This window comes from Pigmentiphaga sp. H8 (assembly GCF_003854895.1).
Taxonomy (GTDB): Bacteria; Pseudomonadota; Gammaproteobacteria; order Burkholderiales; family Burkholderiaceae_B; genus Pigmentiphaga.
The window spans coordinates 3427020-3448333 of the sequence record NZ_CP033966.1 but is presented as its reverse complement, the minus strand read 5'-3'; the positions used below and the strand labels follow the sequence as shown (position 1 = coordinate 3448333).

Here is a 21314-nt window from a genome sequence, read left to right as displayed (position 1 = left end):
GGACTGGTCTCCGGGCGTGGGGCTCCGTTCTGGAGCATCGCGACCATTCTAGCGGATGGCCGCCCGCGCCTAGGGAGACCTGGTTTGCCCCTCGGGCGCCTTGGGGGCGGGAGCGGTTGGCGCCGGCGAGGCGGACGGCATGTACTGTTCCAGTAGCGCGAAGAAGCGGCTGTAGAAATCTTCCGAGGCGATGGTCTCGCTGCCGGTCTTGACCATGGAGTCGTCCGACGAGGTGAAGGGCATGGACACCGAGCCCAGCAGCCCGACGCCGACACTGGCCGAGTTGTTGGTCTTCTTCAGCGCGAAGGTCGATTCGACCGCGTTGACGAAGGCGATCGACTGGGTGGTCCCGGCATGGTCGGGTTCGCAGACGAGGCGGAAGGTGATCTCCTTGTAATTGTCGCCGCTCTGGAACTGCTTGTGCCCCTCGAGCGAGCGTGCGCTGGCGTCGGCAAGCGTGTATCCCTGGCTCAGCAGCGAACGCTTGCCGGCCTCGCACACCATTTCCGGCGCCTTCGGATAGGCGCGCGAGTAGGTGTCGGTGCGGGCGAATTCGTTGCGGGTATAGGCCAGCGGATCGTTGGGATGGGAACAACCGGCGGCCACTGCGCCGGCCGCGGCCGCGCACACGGCGAACAGCCGAAGGCGGGAGACGAACATCATCGCGTACCTCCTGTACAAGCCCGGCGCGCGGGTGCCGCAAGTTCCATTCCCAGGGGCCGCGGGGCGCCGGCGGACGATATTGACAAGCCGCGGCGCGCCGGGTGAAGATGCAAAGCGTAACAAGGGGGGCCGTCAGGCCCCCGTTTATTGTACGGTCGCCGCGGCGCTTGGCATCTGGCGCGACCCGTCCTGCTCACAGCGCCCGCAGTGGTGAGCATTGCTCTCTGGCAGGAAGGGCATGGAAGCCTACATTCTTGATTGGGCCAATCTGCTGCTGCGTTGGCTGCACATCATCACCGGCATCGCCTGGATCGGGTCTTCGTTCTACTTCGTCTGGCTCGACAACAGCCTGCTGAAACCGCAGGATCCCGAACTGATCGAGAAGGGCGTCTCGGGCGAACTCTGGGCCGTGCACGGCGGCGGTTTCTACAACCCGCAGAAGTACCTCGTCGCGCCCAAGCGCCTGCCCGAGCACCTGCACTGGTTCTACTGGGAAAGCTACTCCACCTGGATGTCGGGCTTCGCGCTGCTGGTGGCGCTGTACCTGTTCAACGCCCGGACCTACCTGATCGACCGCAACGTGTTCGACTGGGGCCCCGTGGCCGCGGTGGTGGCGGCGCTGTGCTTCCTGGTGGTGGGCTGGCTGGCGTACGACATCATCTGCCGCGTCGCGGGCACCGACGAGCGCGCGGACCGCAAGGTCGGCATCGCGGTGGCGCTGTTCGTGGCGGCGTCCGCCTGGCTGGCCTGCCATTTGTTCGCGGGGCGCGCGGCCTTCCTGATCGTGGGGGCCATGATCGCCACCATCATGAGCGCCAACGTGCTCATGGTCATCATTCCGGGGCAGCGCAAGGTCGTCGCCGCCATGCGCGCGGGCGAGCCGGTCGACCCCGTCCACGGCAAGCTGGGCAAGCAGCGCAGCGTCCATAACACCTACTTCACGCTGCCGGTGCTGTTCGCCATGCTGTCGAACCACTACAGCATGGTTTATTCCGCTCCCCACAACTGGCTGGTGCTGATCGTCCTGATGCTGGCGGGCGCCCTGATCCGCCAGTTCTTCGTGCTGCGGCACAAGGGCGTCACCAACCCCTGGTATCCGGCGGCGGGCATCGCGCTGCTGCTGGGGGTGGCCGTGGCGATCGCGCCGCCCGGCCTGGGCAAGGGCGCCGCGCCGCCGGCGCCGCTGGGCGCCCAGGGCATCGGACAGGTCCAGCAGGTGGTGGCGCAGCGATGCGTGATGTGCCATAACGCCCAACTGGCGAACAAGGGCATACAGCTGCAGACCCCTGAGATGCTGAAATCCCATGCGCAGGTGGTCTACCAGCAGGCCGTGGTGCAGAAGACCATGCCGCTGAACAACGCCACCGGCATGACCGACGACGAGCGGGCCCTGCTGGCGCGCTGGTTCCAGGAGGGCGCGCCGGTACACTGACGTCGCCGGCGGGATGGGGCGAAGAAGGGGCTGCGCGGCAGCCCCTTTTTTCTCGTCGCTGGTGCTAAAATTGTATGCGGTAGATTGTTTTTGTAGACAATTTTCGAGTCGATGCAGCCATCGCACAAGGTTCCCAGATGACGGACAAAGGACCCGGCAAGACGCTCTCGCAGACCGTGGCGGATCAACTGGCCGAAGAAATCGTGCGCGGCCGCTTCCAGCCCGGCGAACGCCTGGACGAACAATCCATCGCCACCCGCTTCAATGTGTCGCGCAGCCCGGTCCGGGACGCGTTGCGCCAGTTGGCCTCGACCCGGCTGGTCGAATACCTGCCGCGGCGCGGTTTCTCCGTCGCGGTCATGGCCGAGTCCGACCTCGACGGCCTGTTCGAGGCCTCGGGCGAGGTCGAGGCGCTGTGCGCCAAGCTGTGCGCGCTGCGGGCGGCCCCCAGCGACCGCAAGCGGATCGAATTCATCCACCAGCAGGCGACCGACGCGGTGGCGCGGGGGGATGCGCAGGCCTATGCCGCCCTGAACGAGGAATTCCACGCGCTGATCTACGCGGGCGCGCGCAACAAGACCTTGCAGGAAATCGCGCTGGGGCTGCGCCAGCGGCTGGCGCCGTTCCGCGCGCAGGGCTTCTTCGTGGCCGAGAACCGGCTGCAGCATTCCCACGTCGAGCACGAAGCCCTGGTCAAGGCCCTGCTCGAGCACGACGGCGACGCCGCGGCGCTGGCCATGCACAGCCATGCGGCCAATTCCGCGATGAATGTCCTGCAGCATTTCGGCCGCGAGCTCCATCCTTCCGTCTCTGCCGCCTGAACGCTCCCTCCGGTCGTTCGTCCTGAACGCCGTGCGTTTGCCTCCCGGGCCTGGCGGTCCCGCTCCGCATCGCGGGGCCCCGTCCTGCCGCCACCTTTCCCATCTCCTCCCATCCGGCACTTTTTTCTGCGCGTTTCCCCCTATGCACATTTTCTTGACCACTTTGCGTGCTGGAAAATAAAATTGCACACAATTTATGGAAAGTGAATGCAAAGCTGTGCCGGAGTTCATCAACAAAGGAGTTGTGGAATGTCCTGGATTGCCCTTGCCACTTACCGCCGGTCCGACCGGCTGGCGCCCGCCCTGGTCCTGGACCAGCGCCTGTACGACCTGGACGCCGCCCTGGCGGCGGGATTGCCGGCCCTGCCCGAAGCCTGCCGCGGCGGCGTCGGCCGCATGCTGGAAGCCTGGCCGCAAACCGCCCCCTGGCTGCGCGAGGCGGGTCCCGTGGCCGAGCGCCTGGTCGCCTCCGGCGCGATCCGCCCGGTGCCCGCCGGCGAACACACGGTGGCCGCTCCCTACGTGCCGCAGCGCATCTTCTGCGCCGCCTCCAACTACGCGGCCCATGCCAACGAGATGGGCACCGTCCTGGCCGCCAAATCCCAAAGCAAGCCCTACATGTTCCTGAAGCTGTCGAACACCGTGGTGGGCGATGGCGACGTGGTCCAGCTGCCGCCGGAAACGGCCATGCTGGACTGGGAAGTGGAACTGGCGGCCGTCATCGGCACGCGGTGCCGGCGCGTCTCGGCCGAGCGGGCGCTGGACCACGTCGCCTGCTACACCATCCTGAACGACGTGTCGGCGCGCGACCTGAACGTGCGGTCCGACTATCCCTTCAAGCATGACTGGTTCCAGGGCAAGTGCCACGACACGTTCGCTCCGCTGGGACCGTGGCTGGTGCCGTCCTGGCAGATTCCGGATCCGCAGGCCGTGCAGCTCAGGCTGGACGTCAATGGCGAGCCCATGCAGCAGGACAGCACCGCCAACATGATCTGGACCGTCCGCGAGCAGATCGCCTATCTGTCCACCATCGTCACGCTGGAACCGGGCGACGTCGTGGCTACCGGCACGCCCACCGGCGTGGGCATGGGGCGGGGCATCTATCTGAAGGCCGGCGACACCATGGTCGCTTCCGTCGACGGCATCGGCCGTCTGTCCAACCAGGTGCAGGCCGAAAAGGTCTGAGCGCGCTGGGTAGTCGTGGTCATTCGCTGTACGACGTATGGAGAAGAAGACATGCAACCCTGCAAGCAAGGTTTCGCGGCGTGGGGCCGGGCACTGGGCCTGGCCGCGCTGATCGGTTGGGCAAGCGCGGCGCACGCCCAGGAGAAGGTCGCCTACAACATGGCCTGGCTGCCCCAGGGCAGCTCCGTGGGCGTGATCGTCGCGCAGGAACTCGGGTACTTCAAGGAAGCGGGCCTGGACGTCAACATCCAGCGTGGCTATGGCGGCAACCGTACCGCCAACGAACTCGACCAGGGGCAGTACGAGTTCGGCTACGTCGATCCCATCAGCCTGGTCCTGAACCGGTCCAATGGCGGCAAGATCCGGATGGTGGGCGCGCTCAACACGCGCTGGCCAGCCGGCATCTGCTTCGATACCCGGCGGCACAAGCCCAAGTCGCCCGCCGACATGAAAGGGCTGACGCTGGGCGGAGGCTCGGCTTCGCCGGTCCACAACGTGGTGCCGGCATGGCTGGAGCTGAACGGCCAGCCGCGCGACAGCATCCGGCTGCTGCGCATGGACCCGGCCGTCGTCGATGCCTCGCTGATCGAAGGCCGCATCGACCTGGCCGAATGCTGGCGCGCCAGCAACCGCGCCGTCACGCAGAAGCAGGCCGATGCGGCCGGCGTTCCGCTGGGCTGGATCGAATACAGCGACTTCGGCCTGGATGCCTACGGCAGCGGTTTCGCCGCCAGCGAGGACACCATCCGCAAGCGGCCCGACATGGTGCGCAAGTTCCTGAAGGCTTCCTACCGCGGCTATGAATACGCCTTCGCCAATCCCGAGCGGGCGGCCGATCTCATGGTCAAGATGTTCCCCGTCACCGACCGGAGCGTGGCCCTGGCCCAGATCCGCGACATGGCGGACCTGCTGGTCGATCCGCAGGCCAAGGACAAGGGGCTGGGCTACCTGCGCGAGGACCGCATGCGTTCGACGGTGCAGTTCGTCGACAAGGCCTTCGGCCTGAACGGCAAGATCAAGCCGCAGGACACCTACACCAACGATCTGCTGAAGTAGGAGGCAAGCATGGCGACTCGACCTTGCCCGCGCAGGCTGGGGCATGTCGTACTGAACGTGCGCGATCTCGCGGCCTCGGTGCGTTTCTATACCGATATCGTCGGGCTGGAGGTCTCGGACTACATCGAGGACCAGATGGCGTTCCTGCGCTGCGGCCACGACCACCACGATCTGGCGCTGGCGCAGATTCCCGCCGGCGGCCCCCTGCGCGAGGCCACCTACGCGCCGGGGCGCCCGGGCATGGAGCACTTCTCGTACGAGCTGGGTTCCCTGGCCGAGATCGAAGAGGCGGCGCGCTACCTGCAGGACCAGGGCATCGAGATCGTGCGCGGCATAGGCAAGCACGGGCCGGGCGAGAACCTGTTCCTGGTGTTCAAGGATCCCGACGGCAACTACTGCGAGTTCTACGCGGAAATGGTGCAGGTCACGCCCGAGCAGCCGCATGTCGCGCGGGTGTGGCGGAACGATCTCGCGGCCTTCGATCAATGGCATTTTTCCCGCTTCGTCGTGCCGGCCCCCGACTGGGGGCCCCGAGGCGGCGGGGACCAGGAGGGGCAGGCATGAACGCGCACGTACAACCCACCACGTTGCCCGCCGCCGAGCGGCGCGCGTCCTGGCTGCTGCCATCCGGCGATACCTGGCGCCGCGTGATCGACCCCACCGTGCTGTGCCTGCTGCTGGCCCTGCTATGGGAGCGGGCCGTCGACATGTTCGGCATCAAGCCCTACCTGCTGCCGCCGCTATCCAAGGTGCTGGAAAGCCTGTGGACCAACCGTGCCACGCTGGTCCTGCAATCCTGGGTCACGACCCAGGAGGTGCTGGCGGGTTTCGCGATCGCGGTCGTGGGCGGCATCGCGCTGGGGGTGGCCATCCATGCGATGCCGCTGCTGCGGCGGGCCCTGTATCCGCTGGTCGTGGTGTTCCAGGGGCTGCCCAAGATCGCGCTGGCGCCGCTCATGGTGATCTGGTTCGGCTACGGATCGGCGTCCAAGATCCTGATGGCCTTCCTGTTCGCCTTCTTCCCGGTCGTGATCGCGACCATGGGCGGACTGGCCGGCACGCCCGCCCATCTGATCGAGCACTTCAAGGCCATCCGCGCGCCGGCCTGGACGACGTTCCGCCGCCTGTACGTGCCGGCGGCGCTGCCCTCCATCATGGACGGATGCCGCTCGGCAATGCCGCTGGCGGTCATCGGCGCCATCGTGGGGGAGTTCGTCGGATCGGACAGCGGCCTGGGCCACCTGATCCTCGAGGCCAATGCCAACGGCCGGACCGACTATCTGTTCGCCGCGCTCATCGTCGTGTCGGCCGTGGCCGGCCTGCTGTATCTCTTGGTCGAACTGGCGGCCAAGCGCATCTGGTGGCGAGGCTTCTGAGTCCCGCATCCATCTCATATCTTTCAGGAGCATTTCGCATGGCCAAGCTACGTCACATCGCCCTTGCCGTTCCCGATCCCGAGAAGGCCGCCAAGTTCTACAGCGAGGTATTCGGGCTGGAGATCATCGAACCCACGCATTCGCCGCTGGCCGATGGCGTGTACCTGTCGGACGGTACGATCTGCCTCGCGCTGCTCAACTACAAGACCGACGATGCCGCCGGCCACGACCGCGGCAAGGACTGGGTGGGCACCCACCACTTCGGCTTCTGGGTCGACGACCTGGACGAACAGCGGCGCCGCATCGAAGAGTACGGCGGTACCTTCTTCATGGACCTGCCGCACGACAAGAAAAGCCTGTACTACGAGATGAAGTTCCGCGACCTGGACGGCGTGGTGTTCGACATCTCGGAGGGGGGCTGGGTCGGGGCGCGCAAGTGAGAGCCGCCGCCATGACGGGCGGAGATGCGGGCGCCGTGCGGACCGAGACCGCCGTCCAGGTCGAGCGGACTGCCAAGACCTTCCGTTCGCGCAACGGCGTGCGGGCGCTCGACCAGGTCGATTTCTCCATCGCACGAGGGGAATTCGTATCCATACTGGGGCCGAGCGGCTGCGGCAAGAGCACGCTGCTGCGCATCGTCGCCGGCCTGATCCAGCCCGACGCGGGGGGCGAGATCCGGGTGTTCGGACATTCCCAGACGCGCATGTCCAGCGATGTGGGGGTGGTGTTCCAGACCCACAACATGCTGCCCTGGGAAACGGTGGAGGCCAACATCCGGCTGGCGGCCGAGGTGGCGGGCGTGGCGCCCGCCGAAATCGACCGCCGGGTCGAGCAGATCCTGCCGGTGCTCAAGCTGGAGCGGTTCCGCCGCAACCATCCGCATGAGCTGTCGGGCGGCATGCGCCAGCGCGCGGCGCTGGGGCAGATCCTGATCACGCATCCCAAGGTGCTGCTGCTGGACGAGCCCTTCGGCGCGCTGGACGCGCTTACGCGCGACCAATTGAACGTCGAGCTGTTGCGGCTCTGGCAGGAGATGCGGCAGACGGTGCTGCTGATCACGCACAGCATCGCCGAAGCCGTCTTCCTGTCCGACCGGGTGCTGGTCATGAGCGAAAGCCCGGGGCGCATCGTCGAGGACATGCGGATAGACCTGCCGCGTCCGCGCGACCCGCGCACCACCAAGGAACAAGCCGCCTTCGGGCAATACGTCGGCCGCCTGGGCCGCCTGATGGGCGTCGGCGACTGAGATCGTCCTACACGGGAGTTCACATGCAGATTTCGAAGTTCCACGGCGTCGTGCCGGCCATGGCCACGCCTTTCACCCGCGACCACCGCCTGGACGAGGCCAGGGTGGGCGAACTGATCGAGGGCTACATCCGCGCCGGGGTGCACGGCATCTCGGTGGCGGGCAGCCAGGGCGAGTTCTTCGCGCTGGACACCGACGAACACATCCGGCTGCTGGAGTTGTCGATGCGGGCCATCGACGGCCGGGTGCCGCTGTATGCCGGCACCGGCGGCGCGACCACGCGCAAGTCCATCGAACTGACCAAGGCCGCCGAAGCCCTGGGCGTGGACCTGGCGCTGGTCATCACGCCGTATTTCGCGCAGCCGTCGCAGGACGAGCTGGTCGAGCACTACACGGCGGTCGCGCGCGCCACCCGGCTGCCGGTCATGCTGTACAACAACCCGCCACGCACCAGCGTGAACGTGCAGCCGGCCACGCTGGTGCGCTGCATGCGCGCCGCGGACAACATCGTGGGGATGAAGGACTCCAGCGGCGACCTGACCCAGTCGGTGGAGTATCTGTTGACCGCGCCGCGTCCCGCGCTGCTGTTCTCCGGACGCGACACGGTGGCGTTGGCCATGATGTTCCATGGCGGGCAGGGCACGATCTCGCCGGCGGCCAACGTCTTTCCCGAACTGATGGTCAGCATGTACGACGCGCTGAAGGCCGGCAACCACGACGAGGCGCTGCGCATCTCCAACGTGTTCGCGCCGCTGCGCGCGGCCTGGGCCTGGGGATCGTTCCCGGTGGTCATCAAGGAGGCCATGGCGCTGGCCGGCCGCGATGCCGGTCCGGCGCGTCCACCCATCGCCGGCTTGAGCGAGAAGGTCCGCGCGGACCTGGCCGCGGTGGTGGAGCGGATCCGCGCGGCGGCCTGAAGGACCGGCCCTCGGGGCGGCAGGCCCAAATGAATGGCCCCGGGGCGCGATATCCGCACGTCCGGGGCCGAGGGTAAAGCGTTGTCAGTCAGCGCGCGGGGTTCAGGCCAGCGGCTTGAAGCGGTACAGCTTCTCGGGGTTCTCGACCAGCAGCTTGCGGCGCAGGGCGGGGTCCGGGCAGAAGTCCAGCATCAGGTCGACCAGTTCGCCGTCGTTGGGCATGTCCTTCGAGATGTTCGGGTGCGGCCAGTCGGTACCCCACAGCACGCGGTCCGGCGCGGCCTCGATCAGCCTGGCGGCGAAGGGCGCGGCGTCGGCGAAGGGGCGCTTGCCCACGGACACGCGCTCGCCGCCGCACACCTTGACCCAGGCCAGGGGGTTCTTCATCAGTTCCAGCAGGGCGCGGAAGGGTTCCTGGTCCAGGCCCTTGGCGGCTTGCACGCGGCCCATGTGATCGATCACGAAGGGCACGTTGATGCGGTTGATGCGGTCGCTGTAGGTCAGGATGTCCTGCGCGTCCAGGTGCAGCACGACGTGCCAGCCCAGGCTGTCCAGGCGCTCGATGGTCTTGTCGAAGACTTCCAGGTCGGGTGCGCCGCCCAGGTGCTGGACGAAATTGAAACGCACCGCGCGCACGCCGCCGGCGTCCATGTCGGCCAGTTGCTCGTCGGTCTCGGAGCCGTTGACGATGGCCACGCCCAGATAGCGGCCTTCGCTGCGGGCGATGGCGTCGAGCATGGCGGTGTTGTCGTCGCCGTGGCAGCTGGCCTGCACGATCACCGCGCGGTCCAGGCCCAGGAAGTCATGCAGCTGGCGCAGGCGCTCGAAGGGGGCGTCGGGCGGCGTGTAGCTGCGGTCGGGCGCGTACGGGAACTTGTCGGCGGGGCCGAAGACGTGGCAGTGGGCATCGCACGCGCCGGCCGGCAGGGCCTCGCGCGGTTTGACGGGATTCGGATCGGGTGCGGCGCAGGTTTTCATGGTTCAGCTTCAGGTTCGGGGACTGCCGCGGCTAGCCGCGGCGTCCGGTGGAGACGGGTCTTCCCCCGGGGGTGGACGGCCTTAGCCGTTCAGTTCGTCCAGCGAGTCGACGTAGCGCAGGCCGGCCTCGGCCAGCTTGGGGCGCATGTTGTAGATGTCCAGGCCGAGGTCGCCGGAAGCCAGGCGGGCACGCTTGCCTTCCTCTTCCTGCACGCGCTTGTCGGCCTTCTGGATGACGGTGGCGACCTGGGCATTGGGCACGATGGCCACGCCGTCGTCGTCGGCCACGATGGCATCGCCGGGGTTGACCAGCGCGCCGCCGCAGACGATGGGCACGTTGACCGAGCCGATGGTGGCCTTGACCGTGCCGCGGGCGTTGATGGCCTTGGACCAGACGGGGAAGCCCATCGCGGTCAGGGTGGCCACGTCGCGCACGCCGGCGTCGATCACCAGGCCGCGCACGCCGCGTGCCTTGAGCGAGGTGGCGAGCAGGTCGCCGAACATGCCGTCGGCATTCTCGGTGGTGCAGGCCACGACCAGGATGTCGCCCGGCGAGCACTGCTCGACCGCGACGTGCAGCATCCAGTTGTCGCCCGGCTGCGCCAGCACCGTCACCGCCGGCCCGGCGATCGACGCGCCCGCGTAGATCGGACGCATATAAGGCCGCATCAGGCCGACGCTGCGCCCCTGGGCCTCATGCACCGTGGCCACGCCCTGCGCAGCCAGCTTCTCGGCCGCGCCCTCGGGCAGCGCCGGCTTCTTTCGTACGACTACACCCAGCATTCTTTTCTCCAACCGTTAAGCAACACGTCGCATCGTGTCCACCACTACCAGCCAGCCCTGCCAACAAGACGCCTGTCATCGCCAGCCCATTGGTACCCCAGGAAACCGCGGATCCGGCTCCGCCGGTCCGCCAGTTTCGCCCCCTGGGGGGCGCGCGTAAGCGCGTAGGGGGGGACTATCCCTTTACTGTTTTTCGATTTTTGCCGCGTCGATCACCTTGCTCCACTTCGCGATCTCGGTCACCAGGAATTCCTGGAATTCCTTGGGCGTGTTCGTCTGCGGAATCATGCCGACTTCGACCAGCTTCTTGTTGATGGCCGGATCCTTGACCACTTCGCGGACGGCGGCGTTCAGCTTGTCGACGATGGCGGGCGGCGTGCCGGCGGGAGCGGCGAAGCCGTTCCACGAGACGGCGGTATAGCCCGGCACGGTTTCGGCGATGGTCGGGGTGTCGGGGAACAGCTGGCCGCGCTTGACCGAGCCCACGCCCAGCACGCGCAGGCTGCCGCCCTTGATGTTGCCGATCACGGCGGGCACGGTCTCGAACATGACCTGCACGCTCTTGCCCTTGACCGCGCTCAGGACCTCGCCGCTGGACTTGAACGGAATGGTGGGCACGTCCAGGCCGGCCATGGAGCGGAACATCTCGGCCGACAGGTGCTGGGTGCTGCCGACGCCGATGGTGCCGAGGTTGAAGTGCTGCGGATCTTTCTTGGCCGCGGCGATGGCATCGGCGACGGTGCGCAGCGGGCTGCTCTGGTCCACGGCCATGACGATGTCGAACGAACCGACCATGGAAACCATGGCGAGCTGCTTGACCGGATCGTAGGGCAGCGACTTGAACAGCGACGGGCTGACGGCCTGCTGGTTGCTGACCAGGAAGAGCGTGTGGCCGTCGGGCGTCGCGCGCGTCACGGTGACGGCGCCGGTGATGCCGCCGGCGCTGGGCATGTTCTCGACCACGACCGGCTTGCCGAATTTCTCGGCCAGGCCCTGGGCGACGATGCGGGCGGTGACGTCGGCAACGCCGCCGGGCCCGAAGGGAACGATCAGGCGCAGCGGCTTGGTGGGGAATTCCTGGGCCTGGGCGCCGGCGGCGACCAGGGTGGCGGTGGCGCCGAGACACAGGCGCGCAAGCAGGGTACGGATCATTGTCGTCCTCAAATCGTTGGAGGGGGTGGCGACGGGTCGCCTGCCCGCCTTCTGGTCATACAGGACGCCCATGGGCGCCATGCAGTCAGCTTGCCATTTTGACCCGGAAACCCCCATTGGAAACCACAAATCAGAACTAGCTGTTATGCTTAAAAAACATGAATCGGGGCTTTCCATGGACTTGAAACAACTCGAATGCTTCGTGCGAGTCGTCGAGTTCGGCAGTGTCACCCGGGCCGCGATCACCCTCAATCTATCGCAACCCGTGGTCAGCCGCCACGTGCGGCAGCTCGAGGTCGAACTCAAGGAACACCTGCTCGAACGCAATGGCCGGGGCGTCATACCCACCGATGCCGGCAAGCGGCTGCTGGAGCGCGGGCGCGGCATCCTGCACCAGGTGCGCCTGGCCAGGCAGGAAATCGAGGATCTGCGCGGTTCGCCGGCCGGCAAGGTCGTCGTGGGCATGCCGCCCAGTGTCGGCAAATCGCTAACGGTGGACCTGGTCAGCGATTTCCGTACCGAATTCCCGCGCGCCTCGCTGGGCGTGGTCGAGGCCCTGACGGTGTCCATGTACGAATGGCTGCTGCTGGGGCGCCTGGATTTCGCGCTGCTGTACAACCCGCCCGTCACGCAGCAGGCGGCCTACGAGCATGTCTGGTCCGAGGATCTGTATTTGATCGGCAGCCGGGGGCTGGACGGCAAGCCCATGCCGGCCAGCGTCAAGATGCGCGAACTGGCGAACTATCCGTTGATCACGCCGGGGCAGCCCAACGCCATCCGCAACCTGCTGGACGTGCAGTGCGCGCGCCTGGGCGTGCCCTTGTCGGTCGCGCTGGAAGTGGACGCGATCGAGTCCCTGCTGGACCTGGTGGATCGGGGCATGGGCTACGCGGTCCTGTCGCGCAATGCCATCTACGGCCGTGCCCATCGCCCGAACCTGCACGCGTCCCGCATCGTCTCGCCGTCGCTGACCAGCCAACTGGTGATCGCGACGGTATCGCAGCGGCCGCTGACGCGGCTGGCCCAGTCCACCATCGACCTGATCCGCAAGCGTATCCAGGGCGGCATCCTGGCCGGCGACGGGCAGCGCGATGCGTCCCGGGGCAGGGCGTGACCAGATGTGAACGGGCGGCGCGGCCGTGTTGCGACGCCGCATCGCCGCCGCCATAATCGGGCCATGTCCTGGAGGCGGCAAGCGATGGATTCCCCGATGAACAGGCAGGCGCCCGCGGCGGCGCTGCAGCCTGCCCCGCGTTGTACCCTGGTCATCTTCGGCGCGACCGGCGACATGACCGGCCGCCTGCTGATGCCGGCGCTGTACAACCTGGCCCGCTTCAACCTGCTGCACGCCGACTTCCACGTCATCGGCGTCGGCCACCGCAAGCTGGACGACGACGAGTTCCGGCGCGGGCTGAAGCATTCCATGGAGCAGGTCGTCGCCTCGCGCGGCGGGCAGGCCACGGCCAGCTTCGACGCCCAGGCCTGGGACTGGCTGATGGGCCGCACGTCCTTCCTGATGGGCGATTTCGAGGGCGAGCAGACCTACGCCCAACTCGCCACCCTGCTGGCGCCCGAGCCGGGCGGGGTCATCTTTTATTTCGCCACCGCGCCCACGTTCTTCCAGTCCATCGCGCGCCACCTGCACGATGCCGGGTTGTTGAAGCAAGGCCATGGCCGCTGGCGCCGCGTGGTGATCGAGAAGCCGTTCGGCCGCGACCTGCCCTCCGCGCGCGAACTGAACAAGCAACTGACGCGGGTCGTGCACGAGAACCAGATTTTCCGCATCGACCATTTCCTGGGCAAGGAAACGGTGCAGAACATCATGGTGTCCCGCTTCGCCAACAGCGTGTTCGAAAGCAACTGGAACCGGCTGTACATCGACCATGTCCAGATCACCGCGGCCGAGGCGATCGGGGTGGAGCGCCGCTCGCAGTTCTACGAGCAGACTGGAGCGCTGCGCGACATGGTGCCCAACCACTTGTTCCAGCTGCTGGCCATGGTGGCGATGGAGCCGCCCAATTCCTTCGACGCCGATGCCGTGCGCACCGAGAAGGAAAAGCTGCTGGACGCCATTCGCATCCAGACGCCGGCCGAGGCGTTGCAGAACAGCGTGCGCGGCCAGTACCGCGCGGGCCTGGTGGGCGGCCAGCCCATGCGCGGCTACCGCGAGGAAGAAGGCGTGGCGCCGGACAGCCGGACCGAGACCTACGTGGCGCTCAAGCTGGGCATCGATAACTGGCGCTGGGGCGGCGTGCCGTTCTACCTGCGCACCGGCAAGGCGCTGGCACGGCGCCAGACGCAGATCGTCATCGCCTTCAAGGACGCTGGCCACGCGTTGTTCCGCCAGAACGCGCAGGAGAAGCCGCCGGCCAATTCCCTGGTGTTGCAGATTCAGCCCGACGAGGGGCTGTTCTTCCACATGAAGGCCAAGGTGCCGGGGTCCAAGATCCGCATCGCGCCGGTCAGCATGGATTTCCGCTACGCCGATCATTTCATGACCGGGCACAGCTCGGGCTACGAGACGCTGATCTACGACTGCATGGTGGGCGACGCGACGCTGTTCCAGCGGGCGGCCGACATCGAGCTGGGCTGGGAGGCGGTGATGCCGTTCCTGCAAGCCTGGGAGGAGGGCGGCGAGATCCATCCCTACCGCGCCGGCAGCCAGGGGCCGGTGCCGGCGGATGTGCTGCTGGCCCGCGATGGGCGGCAGTGGCTGCCGCTGGACTAGCCGGGAACGCTTCTTGCGGCACAGCCCGCATGAACACCGAGATCGAAGGCAAGAGGCAAGGCGGCCCGGGCGGGCTGACGTTCCGCGTCCTGACCGTGAATGTCCACAAGGGATTCAATTTTTTCAATCGCCGCTTCATCCTGCATGACCTGCGGGAGGCGGTGCGCAGCGTGGCGGCCGACATGGTGTTCCTGCAGGAAGTGCTGGGCACGCATGCCCGGCATTCGCTGCGGTTCGCCGACTGGCCCGCAACGCCGCAGTACGAGTTCCTGGCGGACACCATCTGGACGGACTTCGCCTATGGGCGCAACGCCGTCTACCCGGACGGCCACCATGGCAACGCGGTGCTGTCCAAGTTTCCCATCGTGCGCTACGAGAACCGCGACGTTTCCATCAGCGGGCCGGAGCGGCGCGGCCTCTTGCATTGCGTGGTCCGGGCGCCGGGAACCGGCGGCGACATCCATGCGATATGCGTTCACCTCGGATTGCAGGAGCGCCATCGCGTCCGCCAGCTACAACTGCTGTGCCATCTGGTCGAAAAGGAGATACCCGCCGATGCGCCGCTGGTGGTGGCCGGCGATTTCAACGACTGGCGCCGCCGCGCCGGCCGGGTCCTGGACGGCTGCGCCGGGCTGCGCGAAGTGCATGCCCATGCGAGCGGACGGCTGGTCCGTACTTTTCCGGCATGGTATCCGGTCCTGCCGCTCGATCGCATCTACGTGCGCGGCGCGCGCGATCACTGGCCCATGCACTTGGGACGCCGGCCCTGGACGTCGCTGTCGGACCATGCGCCGCTGGCGGCGGAGATCGCGCTGTGAGCGGGCCGACCCGAGGCACTGTCGGCCGCGCGCGCGGCCCGCGCCGGCCTCCGGCCAGTTCGCAATGGATGCCCGGCAACGCGGTGTCGCTGCTGGAGAACGGCGAGGCCTTCTTTCCCCGCGTGTTCGAGGTGATAAGGCAGGCCCGCCGCGAGGTGCTGCTCGAGACCTTCATCCTGTTCGAGGACAAGGTCGGGACCGAACTGCGCGACGCGCTGCTGGCGGCCGCCCGGCGCGGCGTTTTCGTGTCGGTGCTGGTGGACGGCTACGGTTCGGTGGACCTGTCGGAAGCGTTCCTGGCGGACCTGATCGCCGCGGGCGCGCACTTCCGGGTTTTCGACCCGCGTCCCAAGCTGCTGGGCATGCGCACCAACGTCTTCCGGCGCATGCATCGCAAGCTGCTGATCGTCGATGGCGAGACCGCCTTCGTCGGCGGCATCAATTTCTCGGCCGATCATCTCGCGGATTTCGGCCCGGGTGCCAAGCAGGACTATGCCATCGAAGTGCGGGGTCCCATCGTCGCGCGCCTGCGCGCCTTCGTCCGTACCGGAGAGTTCAGGCGCGGCGAGGGCGGCGCGGGGCCGGGCACGGACGCCGCGCGTGCCGGCGACGCGGAGTGTCTGTTCGCGGTGCGCGACAATGACGCGCACCGGACGGACATCGAGCAGCATTACCGCATCGCCATCCGCGCCGCCCGCCATGACCTGACGATCGCCAACGCGTATTTCTTTCCCGGCTATCGCGTGCTGCGCGACCTGCGCCACGCGGCCCGCCGTGGGGTGCGCGTGCGCCTGATCCTGCAGGGAGAGCCCGACATGCCCATCGTCAAGGTGGGCGCCCGCATGCTGCACGACTACTTGCTGGATGCCGGCGTGCGGATCTACGAATATTGCGAGCGGCCGCTGCACGGCAAGGTGGCCGTGGCCGACGACGACTGGTCCACGGTGGGGTCGAGCAATCTCGATCCGCTCAGCCTGTCGCTGAACCTGGAGGCCAATCTCGTCATCCGCGATCCGCGGTTCAACCGGGTGTTGCGCGAACGGCTGGACACGCTGGTCGGCAGCCACTGCCGCGAAGTGACGGCCGTTGCGTCGCACCGGCGGCCGATATGGCGCGCGGCGGCCTCGTTCGTGGCCTTCCACTTCCTGCGGCGCTTCCCCGCCTGGGCGGGCTGGCTGCCCGCGCACACCCCCAAACTGGAGAAGGTCGAGGCGCCCCGGCAGCGCCTGGCCGAGCCCCCCGATGCCCACACTCGCCAAACCGGATAGGCGCGGCGTGCCCGCGAATGCCCAGGGCCGCCGCCGTTCATGGTGGTGGTGGGGCCGGCACGCGCTCACGCTGGCCTTCGTCGCCGTGGTGGTGCTGCTGCTGGCCGAGCAGGTCAGCAAGATCGACTGGGGCAAGGTCCTGCAATCGCTCAGGGAATACACGGCCTGGACTCTGGCCGCGGCGGCGGCGCTGACGGTGTTCAGCCACCTGCTGTTCGGCGGCTTCGACCAGCTGGGCCGGCGCTACGTGGGCCACGCCCTGCGCCCGTCGCAAGTCGCGGTGGTGGCGGGCATCTGTTATGCGTTCACGCTGAACATGGGGGCGCTGATCGGCGGCATCGCTTTTCGCTACCGGCTGTATTCCCGCCTGGGCCTGGCGGCACCGGACATCACCAAGGTCTATGCTCTGAGCGTGCTCAGCAACTGGCTGGGCTATCTGATCCTGCTGGGGACGCTGCTGCTTGCGGGCGCGGTGCACGTGCCGCCAAGATGGGGCATACCGGCCGGCTTCTTGCCCGTGCTGGGCGTGGCGTGCTGGGCGCTGGTGGCCGGGTATGGGGCGATGTGCGCCGGGGTGGGGCGCCGCCGCTTCGTGCTGAAGGGCGTGGCCATCGAATGGCCGGGATGGCGGATGGCGCTGGTGCAGGGCGCGATGTCGATCGCCAACTGGCTGATCATGGGGCTGATCATCCACCTGTTCATGGGCGGGCGGGTCGACTATCCCACGGTCCTGGGGGTGATGCTGCTGAGCGCGGTGGCCGGGGCGCTGACGCACGTGCCGGCGGGGCTGGGCGTGCTGGAGGCCGTATTCCTGACGCTGCTGGCGGGCAAGCTGCCCGCCTACGAGATCCTGGCCGCGCTGCTGGCCTATCGCGCGATCTACTACCTGTGTCCGCTGGTGCCGGCGGTGGCGGCGTACGCCGTGCTCGAGGCCAGGGCGCGTCGCTAGCCGCGCGCGCCCCGCACGATCTTGGCCAGCAGTTCTCCCAGGATCTGCCGCTCGCCCTGGGACAGCGGCGCGAGCACGTCTTCCTCCATGCCGTGCGACAGGCGCTCGGCCTCGAGCGCGAGCCGGCGGCCTTCGGTGGTCAGCACCACGTGATGGGCGCGCCTGTCGGTGTCGCTGCGCTGGCGCGACAGCAGCCCGCGCTCCTGCAAGCGGTCCAGGACCAGCGCCAGGCGCGGCGCGGACAGCGACAGGCTGCGGCACAGGTTCTGCTGGTTGGCCTTGTCGTTGTAGGCCAGCAGCACCAGGATGGCGAACTCCACGGGCCGCAGGTCCAGGTCCTTCATGCTCGAGAAGAAGGCCTTCTGCAGCTTGACGTGCGCGAGCGAGGTCTGGAAGCCCAGCAGGTGGGAAAGGCGGGAGGGGTCCAGTTCGGATTTGGCCGGTCGCGGCGAAGGGGTGGTGCGCGGCGGAGTCTTGGGCATGTGGTGGCGGGTGCGAGTCGATGCGCGGGCGCTTGGATGCTTTTCTTGGGGCGGCCCGGTGGCAAAAAAAGGGCCGCCGCGAGGGCGGCCCAGTCCAGTGCCACAACATACCACGCGGGGCGGCCGCGCGCCGCCCGGACTTCAGAAGCTGTGCCGCATGCCCAGCATGACGCCGGTCTGGTTCAGGCCGTTGGGAAGACCGGCCAAGGCCTGGCCGCCGCTGACCGAGAGGTTGGCGTTTTTGTTGTTGTCCATGTAGCCCACCAGGCCATAGACCGCCGTGCGCTTGGAGAGCGAATAGGTCGCGCGCACCGTGGCCAGCGTGGAGCGGGCGTCGGTGGTCTTGTTCTTCAGGCGCGCCACCTGGCCGTCCAGGGTCCAGGCCGGCGACAGCGCGTACGAGGCGCCCAGGTAGTACAGGTTGGCTTCCGAGCGGGTGGCCGCCCGCGTGATGCGGCCGATCCAGCCGCCGCCTATCTTCAGGTCGCCGAAGCGGTAGTAGCCGTTGAGCACGGTGCGGGTGTCGGAGGTGTCGCTGCTGGACAGGCCGCCGGCGGCGCCGGTGCCGCCGCGCAACTGGTCGTAGGCGGCGGCGATGCCGCCCGGGCCCAGGTCGTACTTGAGCAGCGCGGTGACCTGGCGGCAGGCCTTGCGGTCGCCGGGAACCTCGCCCGCGCAATTGGTGGCGGCGGGGCCTCCGGTGGCCGCGGCATCACGGCCGAAGCTGTAGGTGGCGCCCACGGTCAGGCCCGAGAAGGTGCCGCGATAGCCGATGGCGTTGTCCGAGCGCGTATTGGGAATGTAGTTGTCCAGCGATCCCAGGCCGTACACCGCCGGCCCCATGACGTCGGAATCGAGCAGGGCGAAGAACGTCATGTTGGACTGGCGGCCCAGCGTGACCGTGCCCCAGTTGCCCGAAAGCCCGAGCCAGGCGGCGCGGCCGAACAGGCGGCCGCCCTGGCCCGACACGCCGGTATCCACGCCGAAGCCGCTTTCCAGGGTGAAGAGGGCCTTCAGGCCGTTGCCCAGGTCTTCCGTGCCGCGCAGGCCCCAGCGCGAGGGCATGAGCCCGCCGGTGTTGCTGGGCATGCGCCAGGTCGCGTCGCCTTGCGCGTTGGCATGGTTCACGTATTCGATGCCCGTATCGAGTATGCCGTACAGCGTCACGTTCTGCGCGTGCGCGCCGGTGGCGGCCAGCGCGAGGGCGCTGGCCAGCAGGATGCGTTTCATGTGTCTCCGTCCCCTGGTTCTTGGGTTGATTTGTTTAACAATGATAAATATTAATTTTGTTAAGTAATTAGGGGCTTACCCGTATCGGATTGCAACAACCACGAATTGTTCGCATTCCATGCTGTCCATGCAGACTCCCCCTACATTGCGCCCGCCACGCCCGTGTCCACCGCTTCCACTTTCGCTCCCGCTCCGCCGCCCGCCTCGTCCCGCCGCTGGGAACTGGACGCGCTGCGCGGATTGATGCTGGTGCTGATGACGTCCACGCACCTGCCGACCTGGTTCTCGATACCGGCGGGCCAGCCTTTCGGTTTCGTCTCGGCGGCGGAAGGCTTCGTCTTCCTGTCGGCCTACATGGCGGGGCTGGTGTACACCCAGCGCGCCGTGCGCGACGGCATTCCCGCGATGCGCCGCGCGTTCCTGCGGCGCGCTCTGGTCATCTATGCCTGCCAGGCGGCGTGCCTGCTCTTCCTGTTCACGGTCATCGCCGCGCTGGGCATGAAGTTTCACCAGCCCGCCGCCAACAACCTCATGTCGTTCTACCTGCATGCGCCGCTGACCGGCCTGTGGACAGGGCTGCTGATGATCTACAACCCGCCGCTGCTGGACATCCTGCCGGTCTACATCGTCTTCATGCTGGCCAGCCCGTGGATCCTCAGCCATGTCCTGCAAGGGGGATGGAAAACGGTGATAGGGGCCAGCATCGCGCTGTGGGGCGCGGCCCAGTTCGGCCTGTCGCGCGCGCTGTACGACGGCCTGGTGGCGGCCACCGGCCTGCCGGTGCCGTTTCGCGAGACCGGGTCGTTCGAGACTTTCGCCTGGCAGTTGCTGTGGGTGCTCGGCCTGTGCCTGGGCGCCTACCACGCGCGGGTGCCGTCCGAGCGCCGCGCCGTCTTCCCGCCGTGGCTGGTCAAGGCCGCGGTCGGGACCGCGATCGTCTTCTTCGTCTGGCGCCACATGACCGGGCTGGAGCCCTTTGCGCAGGGCGATCCGCTCAACCTGTGGTTCGACAAGTGGCACATCGGGCCGCTGCGATTGCTCGATTTCCTGGCGCTGGTCGTGGTGCTGCTGCATGGCGGCGGCTGGCTGACCCGCCATCTACCCCGCATGCGGCTGCTGGAAACGCTGGGCGCCGCGTCGCTGCCGGTGTTCTGCGCCCATCTGGTGATCGTCCTGGTCGCGCTGGCCGTGGTGGGCGAAAGCCATCCGGGCCGGCCGCCCTGGTTCGATCCGCTGATGTTCGGCCTGAGCATCGCCGCGATGTACGCCGTGGCCCGGCTGGTGCGCATGTTCGGTTCCGGGCCGGGCGCGGGCCGGGGCCGGCGGGCGGCCCCGACCGCTCGCGCCGGCGGAGCCGGGCCGACGCTGAGCGTGGGAACGGGGCCGGGCTAAGGGGAAAGCGGGCCTAGCGCACGTGGCGCGAAATGACCGACGTCCAGAGCGCGTAGCCCGCGTCGTTCAGATGCAGCGCATCGCTGCGGAACAACTCGGCACGAGGCATGCCGTCGGCGGTCAGCATGGGAGTGAAGACGTCGATGTAGTCGGCGTTGGGGACGCTTTCCGTGTAGGCCTTGATCAGCGTATTGGTGACGCGCGCCTGCGGGATCAGCGAATAGCGCGCCGGGCTCGGCTTGATCGAGATGTAGGCGATCCGTGTTTCAGGCAGCGCCCGGCGCACGCCTTCGACGAACACGGTGAAGCTGTCCAGGATCTCGCGGGGCGAGCGGCCTTCGGCCAGGTCGTTGTCGCCGGCATAGACCAGAACGATGCGGGGCTTGTAGGGAACGACCAGCCGGGTCAGGTGGCGCGCGCAGTCGATCATGCGCGAACCGCCGAAGCCGCGCTTGAGGACGGGCAGGTTCTTGAACCGGGTTTCGAGGTCGTTCCACAGGCGTATGGATGAACTGCCTATGAACAGGATGCCGCCGGGGGCCGGCGCATGCAGGCGGTCGGCCTGGTCGAACGCGGCGAAGCTGGCCGCCCATTGCGTGTCGGCAGCGGCCGGCGCGCTGCTTGCCGGGTCGGCCGCGCAGGCGTTGCCCGCTGCGAGCAGCAGGGCGAGAACGGCGTGGCGGGACCTCATGGAACGTACGGAAACAGCGCGGCGACGAAACGACCATCATACCGGCAGCCGCATGCGGCCAGCCGCGAAATTGTTGCCGTGTGGCGCCGACCGCCACAAGCCTGGCACGAATGTAAACTTTTGCTAGCGCGGCGGACCTCTTCGTAA

The 21314-nt window shown here is 67.6% G+C and carries 22 protein-coding genes; 15 read left to right on the top strand and 7 right to left on the bottom strand.

Features of this window, described 5'->3' with window-relative positions; all coding sequences use genetic code 11:
* Window positions 1-69 precede the first annotated feature (69 nt).
* Window positions 70-663: a DUF2242 domain-containing protein gene (locus tag EGT29_RS16305; RefSeq protein WP_124689968.1), complete on the bottom strand. Its 594-nt coding sequence runs from the start codon at window positions 661-663 to the stop codon at window positions 70-72.
* Between the two features lie 238 nt (window positions 664-901).
* On the opposite strand from EGT29_RS16305, the gene EGT29_RS16300 reads away from it, so the two are divergent.
* The 9 genes from EGT29_RS16300 (at window position 902) to dapA (ending at window position 8696) form a co-directional block, all read left to right on the top strand.
* On the top strand, window positions 902-2095 hold the full coding sequence (locus EGT29_RS16300) for a urate hydroxylase PuuD (RefSeq protein ID WP_124689967.1): 1194 nt from the start codon (window positions 902-904) through the stop codon (window positions 2093-2095).
* A 137-nt stretch (window positions 2096-2232) separates the two neighbouring features.
* Entirely contained in the window at window positions 2233-2916 is a 684-nt protein-coding gene (locus EGT29_RS16295) for a GntR family transcriptional regulator (RefSeq protein WP_124689966.1), read from the top strand.
* Window positions 2917-3165: 249 nt separating this feature from the next.
* Window positions 3166-4101, top strand: a complete 936-nt coding sequence (locus EGT29_RS16290) for a fumarylacetoacetate hydrolase family protein (protein WP_124689965.1) — start codon at window positions 3166-3168, stop codon at window positions 4099-4101.
* Window positions 4102-4152: 51 nt separating this feature from the next.
* Window positions 4153-5157 (top strand): ABC transporter substrate-binding protein, encoded by a 1005-nt coding sequence (locus EGT29_RS16285; protein ID WP_124689964.1) that lies wholly within the window; start codon window positions 4153-4155, stop codon window positions 5155-5157.
* A 9-nt stretch (window positions 5158-5166) separates the two neighbouring features.
* Window positions 5167-5721, top strand: a complete 555-nt coding sequence (locus tag EGT29_RS16280) for a VOC family protein (protein WP_124689963.1) — start codon at window positions 5167-5169, stop codon at window positions 5719-5721.
* Entirely contained in the window at window positions 5718-6533 is an 816-nt protein-coding gene (locus EGT29_RS16275; RefSeq protein WP_124689962.1) for an ABC transporter permease, read from the top strand. The genes EGT29_RS16280 and EGT29_RS16275 overlap by 4 nt, the downstream gene beginning before the upstream one ends.
* Window positions 6534-6571: 38 nt before the next feature.
* Window positions 6572-6973 (top strand): VOC family protein, encoded by a 402-nt coding sequence (locus EGT29_RS16270; RefSeq protein ID WP_124689961.1) that lies wholly within the window; start codon window positions 6572-6574, stop codon window positions 6971-6973.
* 35 nt (window positions 6974-7008) lie between these two features.
* Window positions 7009-7779: an ABC transporter ATP-binding protein gene (locus EGT29_RS16265; RefSeq protein ID WP_238160017.1), complete on the top strand. Its 771-nt coding sequence runs from the start codon at window positions 7009-7011 to the stop codon at window positions 7777-7779.
* Between the two features lie 23 nt (window positions 7780-7802).
* Complete coding sequence (gene dapA / locus EGT29_RS16260; protein WP_124689959.1) at window positions 7803-8696, top strand: 4-hydroxy-tetrahydrodipicolinate synthase; 894 nt, start codon at window positions 7803-7805, stop codon at window positions 8694-8696.
* A 102-nt stretch (window positions 8697-8798) separates the two neighbouring features.
* On the opposite strand, the gene EGT29_RS16255 is transcribed toward dapA, so the two are convergent.
* The 3 genes from EGT29_RS16255 to EGT29_RS16245 form a co-directional block, all read right to left on the bottom strand.
* Window positions 8799-9674, bottom strand: a complete 876-nt coding sequence (locus tag EGT29_RS16255; RefSeq protein ID WP_124689958.1) for an amidohydrolase — start codon at window positions 9672-9674, stop codon at window positions 8799-8801.
* A gap of 81 nt (window positions 9675-9755) precedes the next feature.
* Window positions 9756-10457 carry a 4-carboxy-4-hydroxy-2-oxoadipate aldolase/oxaloacetate decarboxylase gene (locus tag EGT29_RS16250; protein ID WP_124689957.1) on the bottom strand — a complete coding sequence of 234 codons (702 nt, stop codon included), beginning with the start codon at window positions 10455-10457 and terminating at the stop codon, window positions 9756-9758.
* Between the two features lie 183 nt (window positions 10458-10640).
* Complete coding sequence (locus EGT29_RS16245) at window positions 10641-11609, bottom strand: tripartite tricarboxylate transporter substrate binding protein (protein WP_161567839.1); 969 nt, start codon at window positions 11607-11609, stop codon at window positions 10641-10643.
* 175 nt (window positions 11610-11784) lie between these two features.
* On the opposite strand from EGT29_RS16245, the gene EGT29_RS16240 reads away from it, so the two are divergent.
* From EGT29_RS16240 to EGT29_RS16220, 5 genes are all read left to right on the top strand, one after another.
* Entirely contained in the window at window positions 11785-12723 is a 939-nt protein-coding gene (locus EGT29_RS16240) for a LysR substrate-binding domain-containing protein (protein WP_124689955.1), read from the top strand.
* A gap of 96 nt (window positions 12724-12819) precedes the next feature.
* Window positions 12820-14337: a glucose-6-phosphate dehydrogenase gene (gene zwf, locus EGT29_RS16235; RefSeq protein WP_124689954.1), complete on the top strand. Its 1518-nt coding sequence runs from the start codon at window positions 12820-12822 to the stop codon at window positions 14335-14337.
* Between the two features lie 29 nt (window positions 14338-14366).
* Complete coding sequence (locus EGT29_RS16230; protein WP_124689953.1) at window positions 14367-15155, top strand: endonuclease/exonuclease/phosphatase family protein; 789 nt, start codon at window positions 14367-14369, stop codon at window positions 15153-15155.
* A 68-nt stretch (window positions 15156-15223) separates the two neighbouring features.
* Window positions 15224-16423 carry a cardiolipin synthase ClsB gene (gene clsB / locus EGT29_RS16225; RefSeq protein ID WP_124692390.1) on the top strand — a complete coding sequence of 400 codons (1200 nt, stop codon included), beginning with the start codon at window positions 15224-15226 and terminating at the stop codon, window positions 16421-16423.
* Window positions 16424-16430: 7 nt separating this feature from the next.
* The gene (locus EGT29_RS16220; RefSeq protein WP_161567838.1) at window positions 16431-17372 is read left to right on the top strand and encodes a lysylphosphatidylglycerol synthase domain-containing protein; all 942 of its coding nucleotides are present in this window, start codon (window positions 16431-16433) and stop codon (window positions 17370-17372) included.
* Here the strand turns inward: EGT29_RS16220 and EGT29_RS16215 are convergent.
* Window positions 17369-17854 carry a MarR family winged helix-turn-helix transcriptional regulator gene (locus EGT29_RS16215; RefSeq protein ID WP_124689951.1) on the bottom strand — a complete coding sequence of 162 codons (486 nt, stop codon included), beginning with the start codon at window positions 17852-17854 and terminating at the stop codon, window positions 17369-17371. The two genes, EGT29_RS16220 and EGT29_RS16215, sit on opposite strands and share 4 nt — an antisense overlap.
* A gap of 141 nt (window positions 17855-17995) precedes the next feature.
* Entirely contained in the window at window positions 17996-19084 is a 1089-nt protein-coding gene (locus EGT29_RS16210; protein WP_124689950.1) for a porin, read from the bottom strand.
* A 162-nt stretch (window positions 19085-19246) separates the two neighbouring features.
* Between EGT29_RS16210 and opgC the strand changes: the two genes are divergently transcribed.
* A complete protein-coding gene (gene opgC, locus EGT29_RS16205) occupies window positions 19247-20476 on the top strand; it encodes an OpgC domain-containing protein (RefSeq protein WP_238160015.1) in 1230 nt (409 codons plus the stop codon).
* 13 nt (window positions 20477-20489) lie between these two features.
* Here the strand turns inward: opgC and EGT29_RS16200 are convergent, their stop codons facing one another.
* Window positions 20490-21167 carry an SGNH/GDSL hydrolase family protein gene (locus EGT29_RS16200; protein ID WP_124689949.1) on the bottom strand — a complete coding sequence of 226 codons (678 nt, stop codon included), beginning with the start codon at window positions 21165-21167 and terminating at the stop codon, window positions 20490-20492.
* Window positions 21168-21314 lie beyond the last annotated feature (147 nt).